This is a genomic window from Azospirillum sp. UFLA03-27 (assembly GCF_059803775.1).
Map to the genome: position 1 here is coordinate 1 of NZ_JAUQTX010000063.1, position 14,262 is coordinate 14,262.

Genomic DNA, 14,262 nt, shown 5'->3' on the forward strand with positions numbered 1-14,262 from the left:
CGGCAGCGTCAGATGTGTATAAGAGACAGCGCTCGACCAGCCCCCGATCGACCTCGATGTCCTGCGCCGGCTTTGCGGCGACGACCGGGCGCTGATGGACGAGTTGCTGAACGACTTCGTCGGGATCGGCCGCCACATCGCGGACGAGGTCAGCGACGCCGTCGCCGCGCGAAACGGAACGGCGATCCGTGCCGGCGCCCACAATCTGAAGGGCTGCTCCCACAACGCCGGGGCGACGCCGCTCGGCGACATGGCGCAGGCGCTGGAGCAGGCGGTGATGCAGGACGTCCCCTGGGAGCGGTTGACCGCGCTGGCCGCGGCGCTTGAGCAGGCGATGCGGGAGGTCGAACGATTCATCGCCGCGGCGTCGGAGCCCTGAACGCCCCTTAAAGCGAACTTCCGTTCGCTTTAGACTCATATCGCCTCATTCGCCGGCTCTCAGCGGATGCCGATGGCATCCGCCTGCCGCCAGCGGGAACTCTGTTCCCGCGAGAGGCGGACTCCGGTCGCATGTGCGACCGGGACCGCCGCCGCGGTCCGAAGCGGATTGCAATCCGCTTTAAACACCCTTTGTCCGTTCGAACCGGCGCGCGATTGGGGTATCGTCCCCGCGACCCGCCACGCCGCGAGACGCGCATGAACCGCCGCCAGTTCTCCAGCCTGCTGCTCTCCTTGCCGGTGCTCCCCTACGCGGCCCCGATCGCCGCGCAGGAGAAGGTTCCTGCCCTGGGAGAGGAGCTGACCCCCTTCGGCGCGGTGCGCGGCCCCAGCCGGACGCGGGCCATCCCACCTTGGAAGGGAGGGCTGACCCGTGTCCCCAACGGCTGGAAGCCGGGCACCCATCTGCCCGACCCCTACGACGAGGATGGGCGCTGGTTCACCGTGGGTCCGGCGGATCTGGACCGCTACAAGGTCCGCCTGTCCGCCGGCCTTCAGGCGATGCTGACCAAGTATCCGTCCTTCGAGATCCCGGTCTTCCCCAGCAACCGCAGCGCCGCCGCTCCCCAGCGCGTCTACGACGAAACGATCGAGAACGCCCGGCGCGCCAAGCTGGGCGAGAACGGTCTGGCGTTGAGCGGGGCGCGGGTGGGCGTGCCCTTCCCCATCCCGGCCAACGGCGTGCAGGCGATGTGGAACCACATCCTGCGCTGGCGCGGCAATTCCTTCAGCCGCACCGGCGCCACCGTTCTGCCGGAATCCGGCGGCATCTACACCGCGGCGGTCTACCGCGAGGACTGGCAATCCAGCTACGCCGCCGGGATCGACGGCGGCCGCCCCTTTCACTACCGCCGCACCACCCTGATGCCCAAGGCGGAGGCCGGGACCACCCTGCTGCTGCACGGCACGCTGAACCCGATCCAGGCCGGTTTCGCCGCTTGGTTCCGGCAGGGGGAAACCGGCAAGCCCGTCCGCGCGCCCGACTTCGTCTACGACACGCCGGACCCGGCCAGCGGCGGCATCCGCACCGCCGACATGCTGGACATGTTCGGCGGACCGCTCGACCGTTTCGACTTCGCGCTGGTGACGCGCCGGGAGATGTATGTGCCCTACAACGCCAGCCGGATGAACACGCCCAATCTGGCTCCGGCGGATTTCCTGTGGCTGGGCCATCCCAACCCACAGTTCCTGCGCTACGAAATGCACCGGGTGTGGATCGTCGAGGCGCGGCTGAAATCCGGCTTCCGCCACGCCCTGCCGGAACGCACCTATTATCTGGACGAGGATTCCTGGCAGATCGTCATGGCCGACCATTACGACGCCAAGGGCGATCTGGTCCGCTATGCGGAGGCGCACGGGATCGCCTATCCCCAGGTGCCCGTCTTCGCCCCGGCCTTGGAGATCACCTACGACCTCACGGGCGACCGCTATGTGGTGAACGGCCTCGACAACCAGCTCGCCCCGCCGGACTTCGCCAAGCCCCTGCGGCCCGAGGACTTCGCCACCGACACGCTGGAACGCAAGCGGCGGCCCTGGTGAGAGATTGGCAGAGTGAGATGGGCGGAGAGAGACGGGCGCCGGGCGGCGGTCAGTGCCGGACCGGGCCGGCGACCCACTGGCTGACGATGGTTTCCGCCTGGAAGGGCGGGGTTTCGGGATGGTGGTAGCGGAAGACGGTCACCGCCGCTTCCAGCGCGTAGCGCTCCGGCTGGCCGCAGTCGCACAGGCCGGCGTAGCAGCGCTGGACCGCGTCGCGGCAATTCAGGCTCACCGCCGGGTAGGGGTCGATCGTCAGCCAGCGCATGCTCTTCATCGACGCTCCCCGCCTTCCCCAGAGTTGCCGTCCAGCGCGTCGCCACCGTCGAGAGACACGCTGTCGAGCGGAACGCCGTAGATTTCCAGCCGGTGACCGACGATGCGGTAGCCCAGCTCCCGCGCGATGCGCTCCTTCAGCGCCTCCAGCTCCGGGCTGGCGAATTCGATGATCCGCCCGCTACGCGTGTCGATCAGGTGGTGGTGATGGTCGGTGGACGCCTCTTCATAGCGGGCGCGGCCGTCGCCCAGGTCCACCTTCTCGATCACCTGCGCGTCTTCCAGGAGGCGCATGGTGCGGTAGACGGTGGCGATGGAGATGCGCGGGTCGATCAGGACGGCGCGGCGGTGGACCTCCTCCACGTCGGGATGGTCCTCCGACTCCGACAGGACCTGGGAGATGACCCGGCGCTGGCCGGTCATCTTCAGTCCCTTTTCCAGGCACAAGGATTCGAGACGCGACGTCATTGCCCCACCGCCTTTGCCATCCGTTGCGGCGCCGTCTCCCGCGATCCGGGGCGCCATGCTGCAGCGCCGATCATAATACTGAAATTCATTCGCAATCCTATACCCCGTTTTTTTGTCCGGGAATTAACGCGGCAAAAGGCCGCATGCCCGGTGCGGCGCCACCACCCGCCACCCCCACTGTCTCCCGCCAAGGACTGCCGACATAGGGACATTTCCGGTCCGGAACGCGGCCAAGGTCCTTGTTTGCTTGCCAAAAGCCGCCCCACCGCCTATGTGTGTCCGGTCGATTTTGCTTTGGGGCTGCCGGCTCCTCGTCGTCCCGGTATCGGCGCCGCTTGCGCCTTCCCACGGTGAATTGATGGCTCCGCGCACTCCCGCGGCGGAGCGCCCCAAGCCACGCCGCCCCCGGCCATGTCCGGGCACGGCCCAGGTGCAGCCTCTGTTCACGTGACCAGGACCCTCCCCGTATGACCGAATTCAGTGGCCTCGGCCTGATCGAGCCCCTTCTGCGCGCCGTCGCCGAAGAGGGTTACCAGACCGCCACGCCGATCCAGGCCGGCGCCATCCCCGTTCTTCTGGAAGGCCGCGACGTGCTCGGCCTCGCCCAGACCGGCACCGGCAAGACCGCCGCCTTCACCCTGCCGATCCTGCAGCGGCTGTTCCAGAACAAGAAGCGCGTGCAGGCCAAGGCGCCGCGCACGCTGATCCTGACGCCGACGCGCGAGTTGGCGCTGCAGATCGGCGAGAGCTTCCGCACCTACGGCCGGCACCTGCCGATCCGCCGCACGGTGATCCACGGCGGCGTCGGGCAGAGCCCGCAGGTCGCCGCTCTGGCCCGCGGCACCGACGTGCTGGTGGCGACTCCGGGCCGCCTGCTGGACCTGATGGCCCAGAAGCAGTGCGTGCTCGACCAGGTCGAGATCTTCGTCCTGGACGAGGCCGACCGCATGCTCGACATGGGCTTCATCCGCGACGTGCGGAAGGTAGTCGCGGTCCTGCCGAAGCAGCGCCAGACCCTTCTGTTCTCCGCCACCATGCCGGAAGCCGTGGTCGAGCTGGCGCACAGCATCCTGACCGATGCCGAGCGGATCGAGGTCGCGCCGCAGTCCACCACGGTGGAGCGCATCGCCCAGCGCGTGCTGTTCGTGGACCGCGCCGACAAGCGCCGCCTGCTCGCCGACCTCCTCCAGGAGGGTGCCATGGAGCGGACGATCGTTTTCGCCCGCACCAAGCACGGCGCCGACCGCATCGCCGACCATCTGAAGAAGGCCGGCGTCCCGGCCGACGCGATCCACGGCGACAAGTCGCAGTCGGCCCGCGTGCGTGCGCTGGAGTCCTTCCGCAGCGGCGACCTGAAGGCGCTGGTGGCGACCGACATCGCGGCGCGCGGCATCGACATCGACGGCATCACGCACGTCATCAACTTCGACCTGCCGAACGAGCCGGAAAGCTACGTCCACCGCATCGGCCGCACCGCCCGCGCCGGCACCGACGGCAGCGCGGTGTCCTTCTGCGACGCGGAGGAGGTGGCCTATCTGAAGGCCATCGAGAAAACCATCCGCCAGCCGGTCCCGGCCGACCACGACCATCCCTACCACGCGTCGGTGGTGGCGGCGATCCACGCCTCCTCCGCCAAGCCGCCGAAGCCGGCGCCCAAGCAGCCCCGTCCAGGCCGCGGCCAGCCCCAGCAGCAGCCGGGCGGCGGCAAGCCGCAGGGCCAGAGGGCTCAGGCGCCAAAGGCCCAGGGCGCGAAGCCGCAGCCGCAGCAGGGCGCGCGGGTTGCCGGCGCCACCGGCGACCAGCCGCTGAAGGCCAAGGTGTCGGCCAACCAGCAGAACCGCCACAACCGCCGCCCCGCCCCGCACGGCGGCCAGCCGGGCGGGAACAAGCGGTCCGCGGCCTGAGTCCAAACAGACTGTGCCTGTTCGGTGCGCGGCGGGATCACCGTCCGCCGCGCACCGCCCGATGTGCGGCGGTCTGCTCGTCGATCACCGCGCCACGCGTCGGCGCAGTGCCGCTGTCGCCGTAGCGCTGGACCTGTGCGCTCCCGCCGAGCTGTTTGGCGATGGCCGCGGCGATCACGTCCCGCCGCTGCGCTTCGGACAGGGCGGCGGTCTGCCGCTCCAGCGCGGTCCAGTCGAGCCGCGACGCAAGCCCGTTGCTCATCTGCGTCTGGCCGTCCCGCCAAACGGCGGCGACGACCTGACCGCCCTGCCGGAACACGGTGTGCGCCTGCACGGCGCGGCTGCGCGCCGCGACCGCCGGGTCCACGGCGTTGGGATCACCGGCGATCCTCATCTGCTGCTGAAAGGCGGAATCGCCGACCCCGACCCGCGCCATCATCTCCGGCGTGGCCTTGGTCGCCGCCGAAAAGCGGGTGCCCCCGCCACCGTTCAGTGCGTACGCGCCTGACGGGCCATATCCCGGCGCGGAGACGGACAGGCTGCTCATGAAACACCCCCCGGTTGATCGTTGACTCCCCCTCGGCAACTTCCCCCTTAGCAGTTTCCATGCCATCACCGGCAGCGCCTGACCGCAGGCATCCGCCAGGGCGGAAAGGGGGCGGAAGGGACGGTGGAACCGGATGCGCAGAGCCGAATTTTCCCAGCGAGGGTGAAAGAAATGCCGATGGCGTCGAACCATTTCCTTGCCCTTCAAAGAAAAGCCGCCGCAATGGCCGCGGCGGCTTTGCCGTTTGGTGATGATGGACCGGTCAGAGCAGCGTCGTCAGATTGACTGCGTAAGAGTCGGAGCTGTACAGATACTCGATGGTGTTGTTGCCACCCAGATAGAAGTCCTGGATGATCACGCCATCATTCAGATAGCCATCGCTGAAATCGGCCACACTGGAGATCCACAGATCGTTGCTTCCCGTCGGACGGAAGAAGGCGAGGTTCGCCATCGTCACATCGGTGAAGTACACGACGTCGGACGTTCCGCCGCCATAGCCCGGCATCCCGGCTTCCGACTTGTCATCGTTGATGAGATCGACGCCGCCATTCGCCGAATGATAATAGACGTCGTTGCCCGCCCCGCCATACAGCGTGTCGTCGCCGGCTTCGCCCAGCAGGTGATCGTTCCCCGAACTGGCCAGAAGGCTGTCGCTCCCGTTGCCGCCATACAGCGTGTCGTTGCCGTCGTCGCCGACCAGAATGTCGTTTCCGTTGAAACCGTAGAGGAGATCGGCGCCGCTCCCCCCCTGGATCACGTCAGGATAGCTGCTGCCATACACGGTGTCGTTGCCGGCACCCGCCGCGGAGCCGTTGGCGGTCTCGTACGGTCCGGGGACTAATCCCCGCAGATCGATCACTTCGGACGCGGACGTTCCATTGATGACGCTCATGTCGAATCCCCACTTATTTTATGCATCGTCGAATGAATGTTCGGAAAGCTTGCTTGTTTGGCCGACCGCGCAGCGTTCATCGGATCGGTCGATCATGGTTTCCGAACAGAGGCTTTTCAGCTGCGCTCGCTCACGCACACAACAGCATGTGGTTGAGCGCAAGTTCTGAAATGCTCTCAAAACGAGATCTGTCATGAGAAAAGAAGACAGTCAACAACAATAAAATACACACGAAAGCACTAACTTCATTACTTATCTATCTAATCAAAAGCAAAACAGAAACAGGTGCGACAAAAGATACACTCAGCTCTGCACCCTTCATCTGTGTTTCTATTGATACACGAACAGAACGGGGAAGAGTCTGCGGATCGACAGGAAAAGGCCCTCCACCCGGTGGGGAGGAGGGCCGATGTTCCGTTGAAAGACAAACCGTCCCTACGCGTCCATCACCGCGCGAAAATCTGCCCCATGTCCTGAAAGCTCTTGAACTCCAGAGCGTTCCCGCTCGGGTCGAGGAAGAACATGGTGGCCTGCTCGCCCGCCTGACCCTTGAAGCGGATCTGCGGCTCGATGAGGAATCGCACACCTTCGGCCTTCAGCTTGTCGGCCAGCGCGTGCCAGTCGTCCCAATCCAGGATCACGCCGAAATGGCTGGCCGGCACGTCCTCGCCATCGACCGGGTTGGTGGCGCGGGTCCCGGCCTCCTCCGTCACATGCGCCACCACCTGATGGCCGTAGAGGTCGAAGTCGATCCAGCGGTCGGATTCCCGCCCCACACCGCAGCCCAGCAGGCCGGCGTAGAAGGCGCGCGCCTCCTCCTTGTCGCGGACGGGGAAGGCGAGGTGGAAGGGCGGAACGGGTTTGCGGTCGGTTGCGCTCATGCTCGTCGGGGTCTTCGCCCCCTCCCTGCTGGTGATTGCCTGAGCAGTCTACTCGGGCAATCACCAGCCTGTCTCGGGATCGAACAGGTGCGCCCCCTCCCCATCCGGCAAGAGGTCAGGCGATCCCTTCCGCCGCCAGCGCCGCGGCCACGGCCGGGCGCTCGGCGACGCGGGCCATGTAGGCGGTGATGTTCGGATAGCCGTCCAGCGGCAGGCCGACCCGCGGCGCCCAGCGCAGCACCGTGAATCCGTAGGCGTCGGCCACCGTGAAGCGGTCGCCCGTCAGGTAATCCTTGCCGGCCAGCCCAGCCTCCACGACCGCGAACTTGGCCGTCAGCGTCTGCTTGGCGATGTCCTTGAAGGCGTCCGGCGTGGTCGGGCGGAACAGTGGGCTGAAGGTCTTGTGCAGTTCCGTGCCGATGAAGTTCAGCCACTCCAGCACGCGGTAGCGCTCCATCGTCCCGACGGCCGGCAGCAGACCGGTCTTCGGCACGCGGTCGGCGATGCACTGCACGATGGCGGCGCCCTCGGTCAGGATGGTGCCGTCGTCGAACGCCAGCGTCGGCACTTGGCCCTTCGGGTTGACGGCCAGGAAATCGCTGCCGTCCTCCAGTTTCTTGGCGGCGAGGTCGACGGCCGCGACGTCGAAGGCCAGACCGCTCTCGCGCAGGACGATGTGTGGCGACAGCGAGCAGGCGCCCGGCTTCAGGTAGAGCTTCATGACGTTTCTTATCCTTGTTTCCGGCGGGACATGACGGATCGACAGTGGGGCACGGGGCACGGGCGATTGCAACCGCCCCACCCCGTTCAATCCGGCAAACGCCGTCCGCTCTCCGAGTCGAACAAGTGCAGGGCGTCGGGCGGCGCGCCGACGCGCAGGGTTTCGCCCTCGCGGCAGAACGGAAGGCCGGCGACTCGGACCACCATTCCCTCGCCGTCCGGCAGGCGGCCATAGACCACCGTATCGGCGCCCAGAGCCTCCACCAGATCGACCGTGACGATCAGCGGCCCGTCGCCGGACGTGACGGCCAGATGCTCCGGCCGCACGCCGAGCTTGACCGGCCGCCCGGCCATGTCGGGCCGCGGGCGCGGCAGGACGAAAGCGGTGCCGCCGGGCAGCACCACCCCCTGCCCGGCGGCGTCGAAGCGCGCGTCCAGCACGTTCATCGGCGGCGACCCGATGAAGCCGGCCACGAACAGGCTGGCCGGACGCTGGTAGACCTCCAGCGGTGTGCCGACCTGCTCGGCCACCCCGTGATTCATCACCAGGATGCGGTCGGCCAGCGTCATCGCCTCGACCTGATCGTGCGTCACGTAGAGGCTGGTGATGCCCAGCCGGTCCTGGAGCCGCTTGATCTCGACGCGCATCTGGGTGCGCAGCTTGGCGTCCAGGTTCGACAGCGGCTCGTCGAACAGGAAGGCGGCGGGCTCGCGCACGATGGCGCGGCCCATGGCGACGCGCTGCCGCTGCCCGCCGGAAAGCTGGCTGGGCCGGCGGTCGAGGAAGCGGTTCAGCTCCAGGATCTCCGCGGCCTTGGCGACGCGGGCCTGGATATCCGCCTTGGGCAGGCCACGGATCTTCAAGCCGTAGGCCATGTTGTCGAACACGCTCATGTGCGGGTAGAGCGCGTAGTTCTGGAACACCATGGCAATGTCGCGGTCCTTGGGCTCCAGCCCGTTGACCACCCGCCCGCCGATGGCGATCTCGCCGCCGGTGATGCTCTCCAGCCCGGCGACCATGCGCAGCAGCGTGGACTTGCCGCAGCCCGAGGGGCCGAGCAGCACGAGGAACTCCCCATCCGCGACGCTGATGTCGATGCCCTTGATGGCCTCGACGGCGCCGTAGGACTTGCGGACCCGATTCAGATCGACCGTTGCCATTTCTTATTTCTCGCTGTCCACAAGGCCTTTGACGAACCAACGCTGCATCAGCACGACCACCGCCACCGGCGGCAGCATGGCCAGCACCGTCGTCGCCATGATGAGGTTCCAGTCGGTCGCGGCCTCGCCGTTGCCGATCATCTTGGTGATGCCGATGACCACCGTCTCCATCTCCGCGCTGTTGGTGATCAGCAGCGGCCAGAGATACTGGTTCCAGCCATAGATGAAGAGGATGACGAACAGCGCCGCGATGTTGGTGCGCGACAGGGGCAGCACCACGTCCACGAAGAAGCGCAGCGCCCCCGCCCCGTCGATCTTCGCGGCCTCCACCAGCTCGTCCGGGATGGTCAGGAAGAATTGCCGGAACAGCAGCGTCGCCGTGGCCGAGGCGATCAGCGGGATGGTCAGCCCGGCGTAGCTGTCGATCAGCCCGAGGTTGGCCACCACCTCGTAGGTCGGGATGATTCGCACCTCGACCGGCAGCATCAGCGTGATGAAGATCATCCAGAAGAAGACCATGCGCAGCGGGAAGCGGAAAAAGGCCACCGCGTAGGCCGAGATGATCGAGATGGCGATCTTGCCCAGCGCGATGACCAGCGCCATGACGAGGCTGTTCCACATCATGATGCGCACGGGCGTGTGCATGACGCGGTTGCCCTGCGATTCGCTCCAGGCCGAGGCGTAGTTGTTCAGCATCTCCCCGCCTGGCGTCAGCGGCAGGTTGCCGCGCCCGATGGTGGCGGCGTCCCAGGTCGAACCGATGACCGTCACGTAGATCGGAAAGGCGAAGATCAGGACGCCCAGCATCAGGATCAGGTGCGGGACCATGTCCATCAGGCGCCCGCCGGAGCGCGGGGTGTCACGGTCGCGGTTCATGAGTAATGCACCTTGCGCTCGACGAAGCGGAACTGGATGGCGGTCAGCGCGATGACGATGACCATCAGGATCACCGACTGCGCCGAGGAGCCGCCCAGGTCGTGGTTGACCACGCCGTCCTGGTAGACGCGGAAGATCAGCGTCTCCGTGGCCTTGCCCGGCCCGCCGTGGGTCAGGGCGTGGATCGTGCCGAAGGTCTCGAAGAAGGCATAGACGATGTTCACCACCAGCAGGAAGAAGGTGGTCGGCGACAGCAGCGGGAAGGTGATCGTCCAGAAGCGGCGCACCGCCCCCGCCCCGTCGATGCTCGCCGCCTCCAGCACGGAGCGCGGGATGGCCTGCAGCCCGGCCAGGAAGAAGATGAAGTTGTAGGAGACCTGCTTCCAGCTCGCCGCCAGGATGACCATGGTCAGCGCCTGCCCGTCGTTCAGCCGGTAGTCCCAGGCGTAGCCGAGGTCGTTCAGCGCACGGCCCAGGATGCCGATGTCCGGGTTGAAGATGAACATCCACAGCACCGCCGCCACCGCGGGCGCCAGCGCGTAGGGCCAGATCAGCAGCGTCTTGTAGGCCGCCGCCGCCCGGATCTTCGCATCGGCCAGCACCGCCAGCCCCAGCGCGGAGACCAGCGACAGGAGGGTCACCGACGCGCTGAAGACGATGGTGGTCTTGACCGTCTCCAGATAGTTCGGGTCGCTCAGCACCGCCTGGAAATTCTCCAGCCCGACGAACTGGCTGCGCAGCCCGAAGGCATCCTGGAGATGCACCGACTGCCACAGCGCCTGCGCCGCTGGCCAGATGAAGAAGATCAACGTCACCGCCACCTGCGGCGCCAGCAGCAGGTAGGGCAACGCCCTGTTGTCGAAAATCACGCGACGTTGCATGGAATCCCTTTCAACCCTCTCCCCTCTGGCGAGAGGGCAGCCCGAAGGGCCTCTCGCGCTGGCCTATGGCCAGCGCTGACGGCGTCAGGCGGATGCCTATGGGCATCCGCTGAGAGCCGGTGAGGGGGTTGCGCGTTTCCGGCACGTCCGGCAAAAGCGCAACCCCCTCACCCTTAACCCTCTCCCCAGGGGGGAGAGGGGATATGACGTCGGGTTTTGGCCCGTGTTGCTCAGTTCTTGTTGGCGCGCTCGAAGTTGCGCAGGACCGTGTCGCCGCGCTTCACCGCGTTGTCCAGCGCCTGCTGGGCGGTCTGCTGGCCCTGGAACGCCCGCTCCATCTCCTCCTGGATGATGTTGCGGATTTCCGGCAGGTTGCCCAGCCGCAGCCCCATGGTGTTCTCCGTGGTGGCGGTGCGGGTCAACTGCTCCGCCGGCACCTCGGCGCCGGGGTTCTTGTCGTAGAAGCCCTCCTTCTTCGCCATCTCGAAGCCCTGGAGCGTCACCGGGACGTAGCCGGTGTCCATGTGCCACTTGGCGTCCACCTCCGGACGGGCGAGGTAGCTGAAGAAGGCGGCGACGGCCTTGTACTCGTCGGCGGTGCGCTTGGGCGAGGTCATCACCCAGAAGGCGGCGCCGCCGATGATCGAGTTCTTCGGCGAGGCGATGGCGTCCGGCCAGTAGGGCAGCGGCGCGGCGCCCCAGGCGAACTTGGCCTCCTTGACGATGCGCCCGCGCAGGCCCGACGAGGCCTGGATCATCGCGCACTCACCCGACGGGAACAGCGAGTCCGCGGCGTTGTCGCGGCCGCCGTAGCGCAGCGCGCCTTCCTTCTGGAGGTCGATCAGCGTCTGGAGATGCTTCACGAAGAACGGGTCGTTGATCTTCAGCGTGGCGTTCAGCCCACCGAAGCCGTTGGCCTCCGACGCGAAGGGCTTGTCGTGGAGTGCGCCGACCTGCTCGAACTGCGTCCAGGTCGGCCAGGAGAAGGTCATCGGGCAGGTCACGCCCGCCGCCTTCAGCTTGCGCGCCGCGTCGGCCACCTCCGGCCAGGTCGCCGGCGGCTTGTTGGGGTCGAGCCCGGCCTTCTGGAAGGCGTCCTTGTTGTAGAAGGTGATGGTGGTGGAGCTGTTGAACGGCAGGGCCATCATCTTGCCGTCCTTGGAGCTGTAATAGCCCCGGACCGCCGGGATGTAGGCCGCGGCGTCGAGCCCCGACCCCGTCTCGCTCATCAGCTGGTGCACCGGCTTGATGGCCGGGCCGGCGGACAGCATGGTGGCGGTGCCGACCTCGAACATCTGCACGACGTGCGGGGCGTTGCCGGCGCGGAAGGCGGCGATGGCCGCCTGCATCGTCTCCGGATAGCTGCCCTTGAAGGTCGGGTTGACCTGGACCTTGTCCTGGCTGTCGTTGAAGCCCTTCACCACCTGCTCGAGCTGGCCGCCGAGCGGCTGGGGCAGGCCGTGCCAGAATTCGACGACGGTCTTCTGCTGGGCGTAAGCGGCGCCGGTGAAACCGGCGGCGAGCGCGAAGGCGGCCGTCGAGACGGCGAGCTTGCGGCGGGTCAGCATGGTGGTCTCTCCCTGGAACCAATCGATTGCGTGATGTGCTGACATGCAGGGCGCGGGTTGCGGTCCCGCGACGGTCTTGTGAAGATTTGGTGACGTGTCCGGAACACGCGCGCAGGGGCGCGCCGCATCCGCTCCTGGCGGTTGCAACGTTGACCCTGCGTAAGGCATGGAACGGGACTTAAGGCGGTGGCGGATGTTGCGCCGACATTGATGATTTTCCTCCCCGCATGTGTGTTTCTTTTTTGCAAGCCTTAAGGACAGAGGGGGAGGCTGTCAATCAGCCGTACGTATCAGTACGGACTATCACCTTTACGTCATCTCTCGGGGTGCCATGTTTGGGCGAGTGCCCACAGCGCGGAGTCGTCCCGGCACAGGGACCCGGCCATCTGCGACAGGCTGTCCCCCATCAGGCCGGAGGAGCGCAGCAGGCAGTAGGACCGGCTTGGCGCCGACAGATAGTGCGACGCCGTCGGGGCCGCGACCGGCGGCGCGGGATACAGCGCGGCGGGCGGCGGGCAGTAATAGGGCTGCGCACCGGGGTTGTAGCCGGGCACCAGCCGGTCCAGGCCGGGCCGGGGACCGAAGACGCAGCCGCGCTGGTCCCAGTCCAGGCTCGTCGTCTGCGCGGCGGCGGGCAGGACGACGAAGGCGGCCATCGTCATCCCCGCCAGACAACCGGCTAGCCGGCACCCTGCTTTGCGATGCATGCTTCCCTCCGATCCCAGGCCACGCCCGTGGCGCACCCAGACCATGACGCCGGGGCCGGCGGGCCGTGAACGGCCCCGGCCTTCAGAGGAAGTATGCGCGCTCCATCGACGCCCGGCGCGGCGCCGATGGACGGGTCGGCAAGCGCAAGCGAGGACGGCGCTCTCTGTTCGTTCGGTGGGAAGGAGGAAAGGCGGCTCCCCGCCCCGTCACGCCGCGCTGCTGCTCTCGACCGGCAGTTCCGCGGCGCTCGCCGCCGCCAGCGGGACGTCCACCGCGAAGACGGACCCCTTGCCGGGCACCGAGCGCAGCGAAACCGTCAAACCCAGCAGCGTCGCGAGGCGCCGCACAATGGCGAGGCCGAGCCCCAGCCCGTGCCGGCGGTCGCGGTTCGGGTTGCCGAGTTGGCGGAAGTCGTCGAAGATCGCCGACTGGTCGGCGGGAGCGATGCCGAGGCCGGTGTCCCACACCTCGATGCGCAGCGCCCCGCCGCGCCGCCGCGCCGCCAGCAGCACGCCGCCCGACTCGGTGAAGCGCAGGGCGTTCGACAGGATCGGGCGCAGAAGCTGCTCCAGCAGCACCGGGTCGGTGCTCACCTCCGCGTCCGCGGGGCGGACGTTGAAGCGCAGGGCCTTGGCGTCGGCCTCCGGCGCGAACTCGTTGAGCAGGCGGCCCAGCGTCTCGTCGATGGGGAAGGTCTGCACCTGCATCCGGACCAGCCCGGCCTCCAGCTTCGACACGTCCAGCAGGGCGCGCAGGAGCGCTTCCGCCGCCTCGATCGACATTTCCAGCTTCTCGCCCAGATCGCGCGCGCCGGGATCGGTCAGGCGCCCCATCAGCAGATGGTGGAACAGGTGCATGGCCTGGAAGGGCTGGCGCAGGTCGTGGCTGGCCGCCGACAGGAAGCGCCCGATGGCGGTGCGTCCCGTCTCGGCTTCCTGGCGGACCCGCTCGGTCTCGGCCTTCGCGCGCTCGGCCTCGGCGCGGGCGGCGGCCAGAGCGGCGGCGTTGGTGTCGGCGATGGCGGCGACCGCGGTCACGACCCCGTCCGCGTCGCGCACCGGGCTCAGCACCATTTCGCCCCGGGGCAGCAGGCCGAAGGCCGACACCGGAGTCCCGGTGAGAACGACACGGCGAACCTGCGCCTCCACCTGGGAGACGATGGCCGCCGGAACGCCCAACTCGGTCAGATCCGTGCCGTCCACCTCCTCCGGCAGCCGGCTGAAGGCCGCGGCAAAAGCCTGGTTGACCACGAGAAGCCGCGCGTCCAGCCCAAGCAGAGCGTGAGCGGCGCCGTTGGCGGAGACCAGAGCCTCAAGCCAGATCGCACGATCAGTCATATGACCTTCGGTTGAGTTCTTTCTGGTATACTCGACCACAACTTCACCGCAAAAACTGAGATTACAGCA

Annotated in this window: 15 protein-coding genes; 3 read left to right on the forward strand and 12 right to left on the reverse strand. The window is 67.3% G+C overall.

What is annotated here, in order from left to right; genetic code table 11:
* Positions 1-94 precede the first annotated feature (94 nt).
* Together Q4I23_RS12030 and Q4I23_RS12035 are read left to right on the forward strand one after the other, a co-directional pair.
* Positions 95-379, forward strand: a complete 285-nt coding sequence (locus Q4I23_RS12030; RefSeq protein ID WP_498526390.1) for an Hpt domain-containing protein — start codon at positions 95-97, stop codon at positions 377-379.
* Positions 380-636: 257 nt separating this feature from the next.
* Positions 637-1,977 carry a DUF1329 domain-containing protein gene (locus Q4I23_RS12035; protein ID WP_454019063.1) on the forward strand — a complete coding sequence of 447 codons (1,341 nt, stop codon included), beginning with the start codon at positions 637-639 and terminating at the stop codon, positions 1,975-1,977.
* A 49-nt stretch (positions 1,978-2,026) separates the two neighbouring features.
* Here the strand turns inward: Q4I23_RS12035 and Q4I23_RS12040 are convergent, their stop codons facing one another.
* Complete coding sequence (locus tag Q4I23_RS12040; protein ID WP_014241688.1) at positions 2,027-2,251, reverse strand: hypothetical protein; 225 nt, start codon at positions 2,249-2,251, stop codon at positions 2,027-2,029.
* Entirely contained in the window at positions 2,248-2,718 is a 471-nt protein-coding gene (locus Q4I23_RS12045) for a Fur family transcriptional regulator (RefSeq protein WP_237904835.1), read from the reverse strand. Before Q4I23_RS12045 ends, Q4I23_RS12040 begins: the two co-directional genes overlap by 4 nt.
* A gap of 467 nt (positions 2,719-3,185) precedes the next feature.
* Between Q4I23_RS12045 and Q4I23_RS12050 the strand changes: the two genes are divergently transcribed.
* Positions 3,186-4,622 carry a DEAD/DEAH box helicase gene (locus tag Q4I23_RS12050; protein ID WP_498526391.1) on the forward strand — a complete coding sequence of 479 codons (1,437 nt, stop codon included), beginning with the start codon at positions 3,186-3,188 and terminating at the stop codon, positions 4,620-4,622.
* 37 nt (positions 4,623-4,659) lie between these two features.
* Here the strand turns inward: Q4I23_RS12050 and Q4I23_RS12055 are convergent, their stop codons facing one another.
* The 10 genes from Q4I23_RS12055 to Q4I23_RS12100 form a co-directional block, all read right to left on the reverse strand.
* On the reverse strand, positions 4,660-5,169 hold the full coding sequence (locus Q4I23_RS12055; protein WP_498526392.1) for a hypothetical protein: 510 nt from the start codon (positions 5,167-5,169) through the stop codon (positions 4,660-4,662).
* A 262-nt stretch (positions 5,170-5,431) separates the two neighbouring features.
* Positions 5,432-6,061 (reverse strand): calcium-binding protein, encoded by a 630-nt coding sequence (locus Q4I23_RS12060; protein WP_183181436.1) that lies wholly within the window; start codon positions 6,059-6,061, stop codon positions 5,432-5,434.
* 446 nt (positions 6,062-6,507) lie between these two features.
* Positions 6,508-6,942 (reverse strand): VOC family protein, encoded by a 435-nt coding sequence (locus tag Q4I23_RS12065; RefSeq protein ID WP_498526393.1) that lies wholly within the window; start codon positions 6,940-6,942, stop codon positions 6,508-6,510.
* A gap of 115 nt (positions 6,943-7,057) precedes the next feature.
* Positions 7,058-7,663: a glutathione transferase GstA gene (gene gstA / locus Q4I23_RS12070; protein ID WP_498526394.1), complete on the reverse strand. Its 606-nt coding sequence runs from the start codon at positions 7,661-7,663 to the stop codon at positions 7,058-7,060.
* 86 nt (positions 7,664-7,749) lie between these two features.
* Positions 7,750-8,823: a sn-glycerol-3-phosphate import ATP-binding protein UgpC gene (locus tag Q4I23_RS12075; protein ID WP_498526395.1), complete on the reverse strand. Its 1,074-nt coding sequence runs from the start codon at positions 8,821-8,823 to the stop codon at positions 7,750-7,752.
* Positions 8,824-8,826: 3 nt separating this feature from the next.
* Positions 8,827-9,699: a sn-glycerol-3-phosphate ABC transporter permease UgpE gene (gene ugpE / locus Q4I23_RS12080; RefSeq protein WP_454019057.1), complete on the reverse strand. Its 873-nt coding sequence runs from the start codon at positions 9,697-9,699 to the stop codon at positions 8,827-8,829.
* Positions 9,696-10,580 carry a sn-glycerol-3-phosphate ABC transporter permease UgpA gene (ugpA, locus tag Q4I23_RS12085; protein ID WP_498526396.1) on the reverse strand — a complete coding sequence of 295 codons (885 nt, stop codon included), beginning with the start codon at positions 10,578-10,580 and terminating at the stop codon, positions 9,696-9,698. The genes ugpE and ugpA overlap by 4 nt, the downstream gene beginning before the upstream one ends.
* A 230-nt stretch (positions 10,581-10,810) precedes the next feature.
* Positions 10,811-12,148, reverse strand: a complete 1,338-nt coding sequence (ugpB, locus tag Q4I23_RS12090) for a sn-glycerol-3-phosphate ABC transporter substrate-binding protein UgpB (RefSeq protein WP_498526397.1) — start codon at positions 12,146-12,148, stop codon at positions 10,811-10,813.
* A 314-nt stretch (positions 12,149-12,462) separates the two neighbouring features.
* Positions 12,463-12,804: a hypothetical protein gene (locus Q4I23_RS12095; protein WP_498526398.1), complete on the reverse strand. Its 342-nt coding sequence runs from the start codon at positions 12,802-12,804 to the stop codon at positions 12,463-12,465.
* A 258-nt stretch (positions 12,805-13,062) separates the two neighbouring features.
* Positions 13,063-14,193: a sensor histidine kinase gene (locus Q4I23_RS12100; RefSeq protein WP_498526399.1), complete on the reverse strand. Its 1,131-nt coding sequence runs from the start codon at positions 14,191-14,193 to the stop codon at positions 13,063-13,065.
* Positions 14,194-14,262 lie beyond the last annotated feature (69 nt).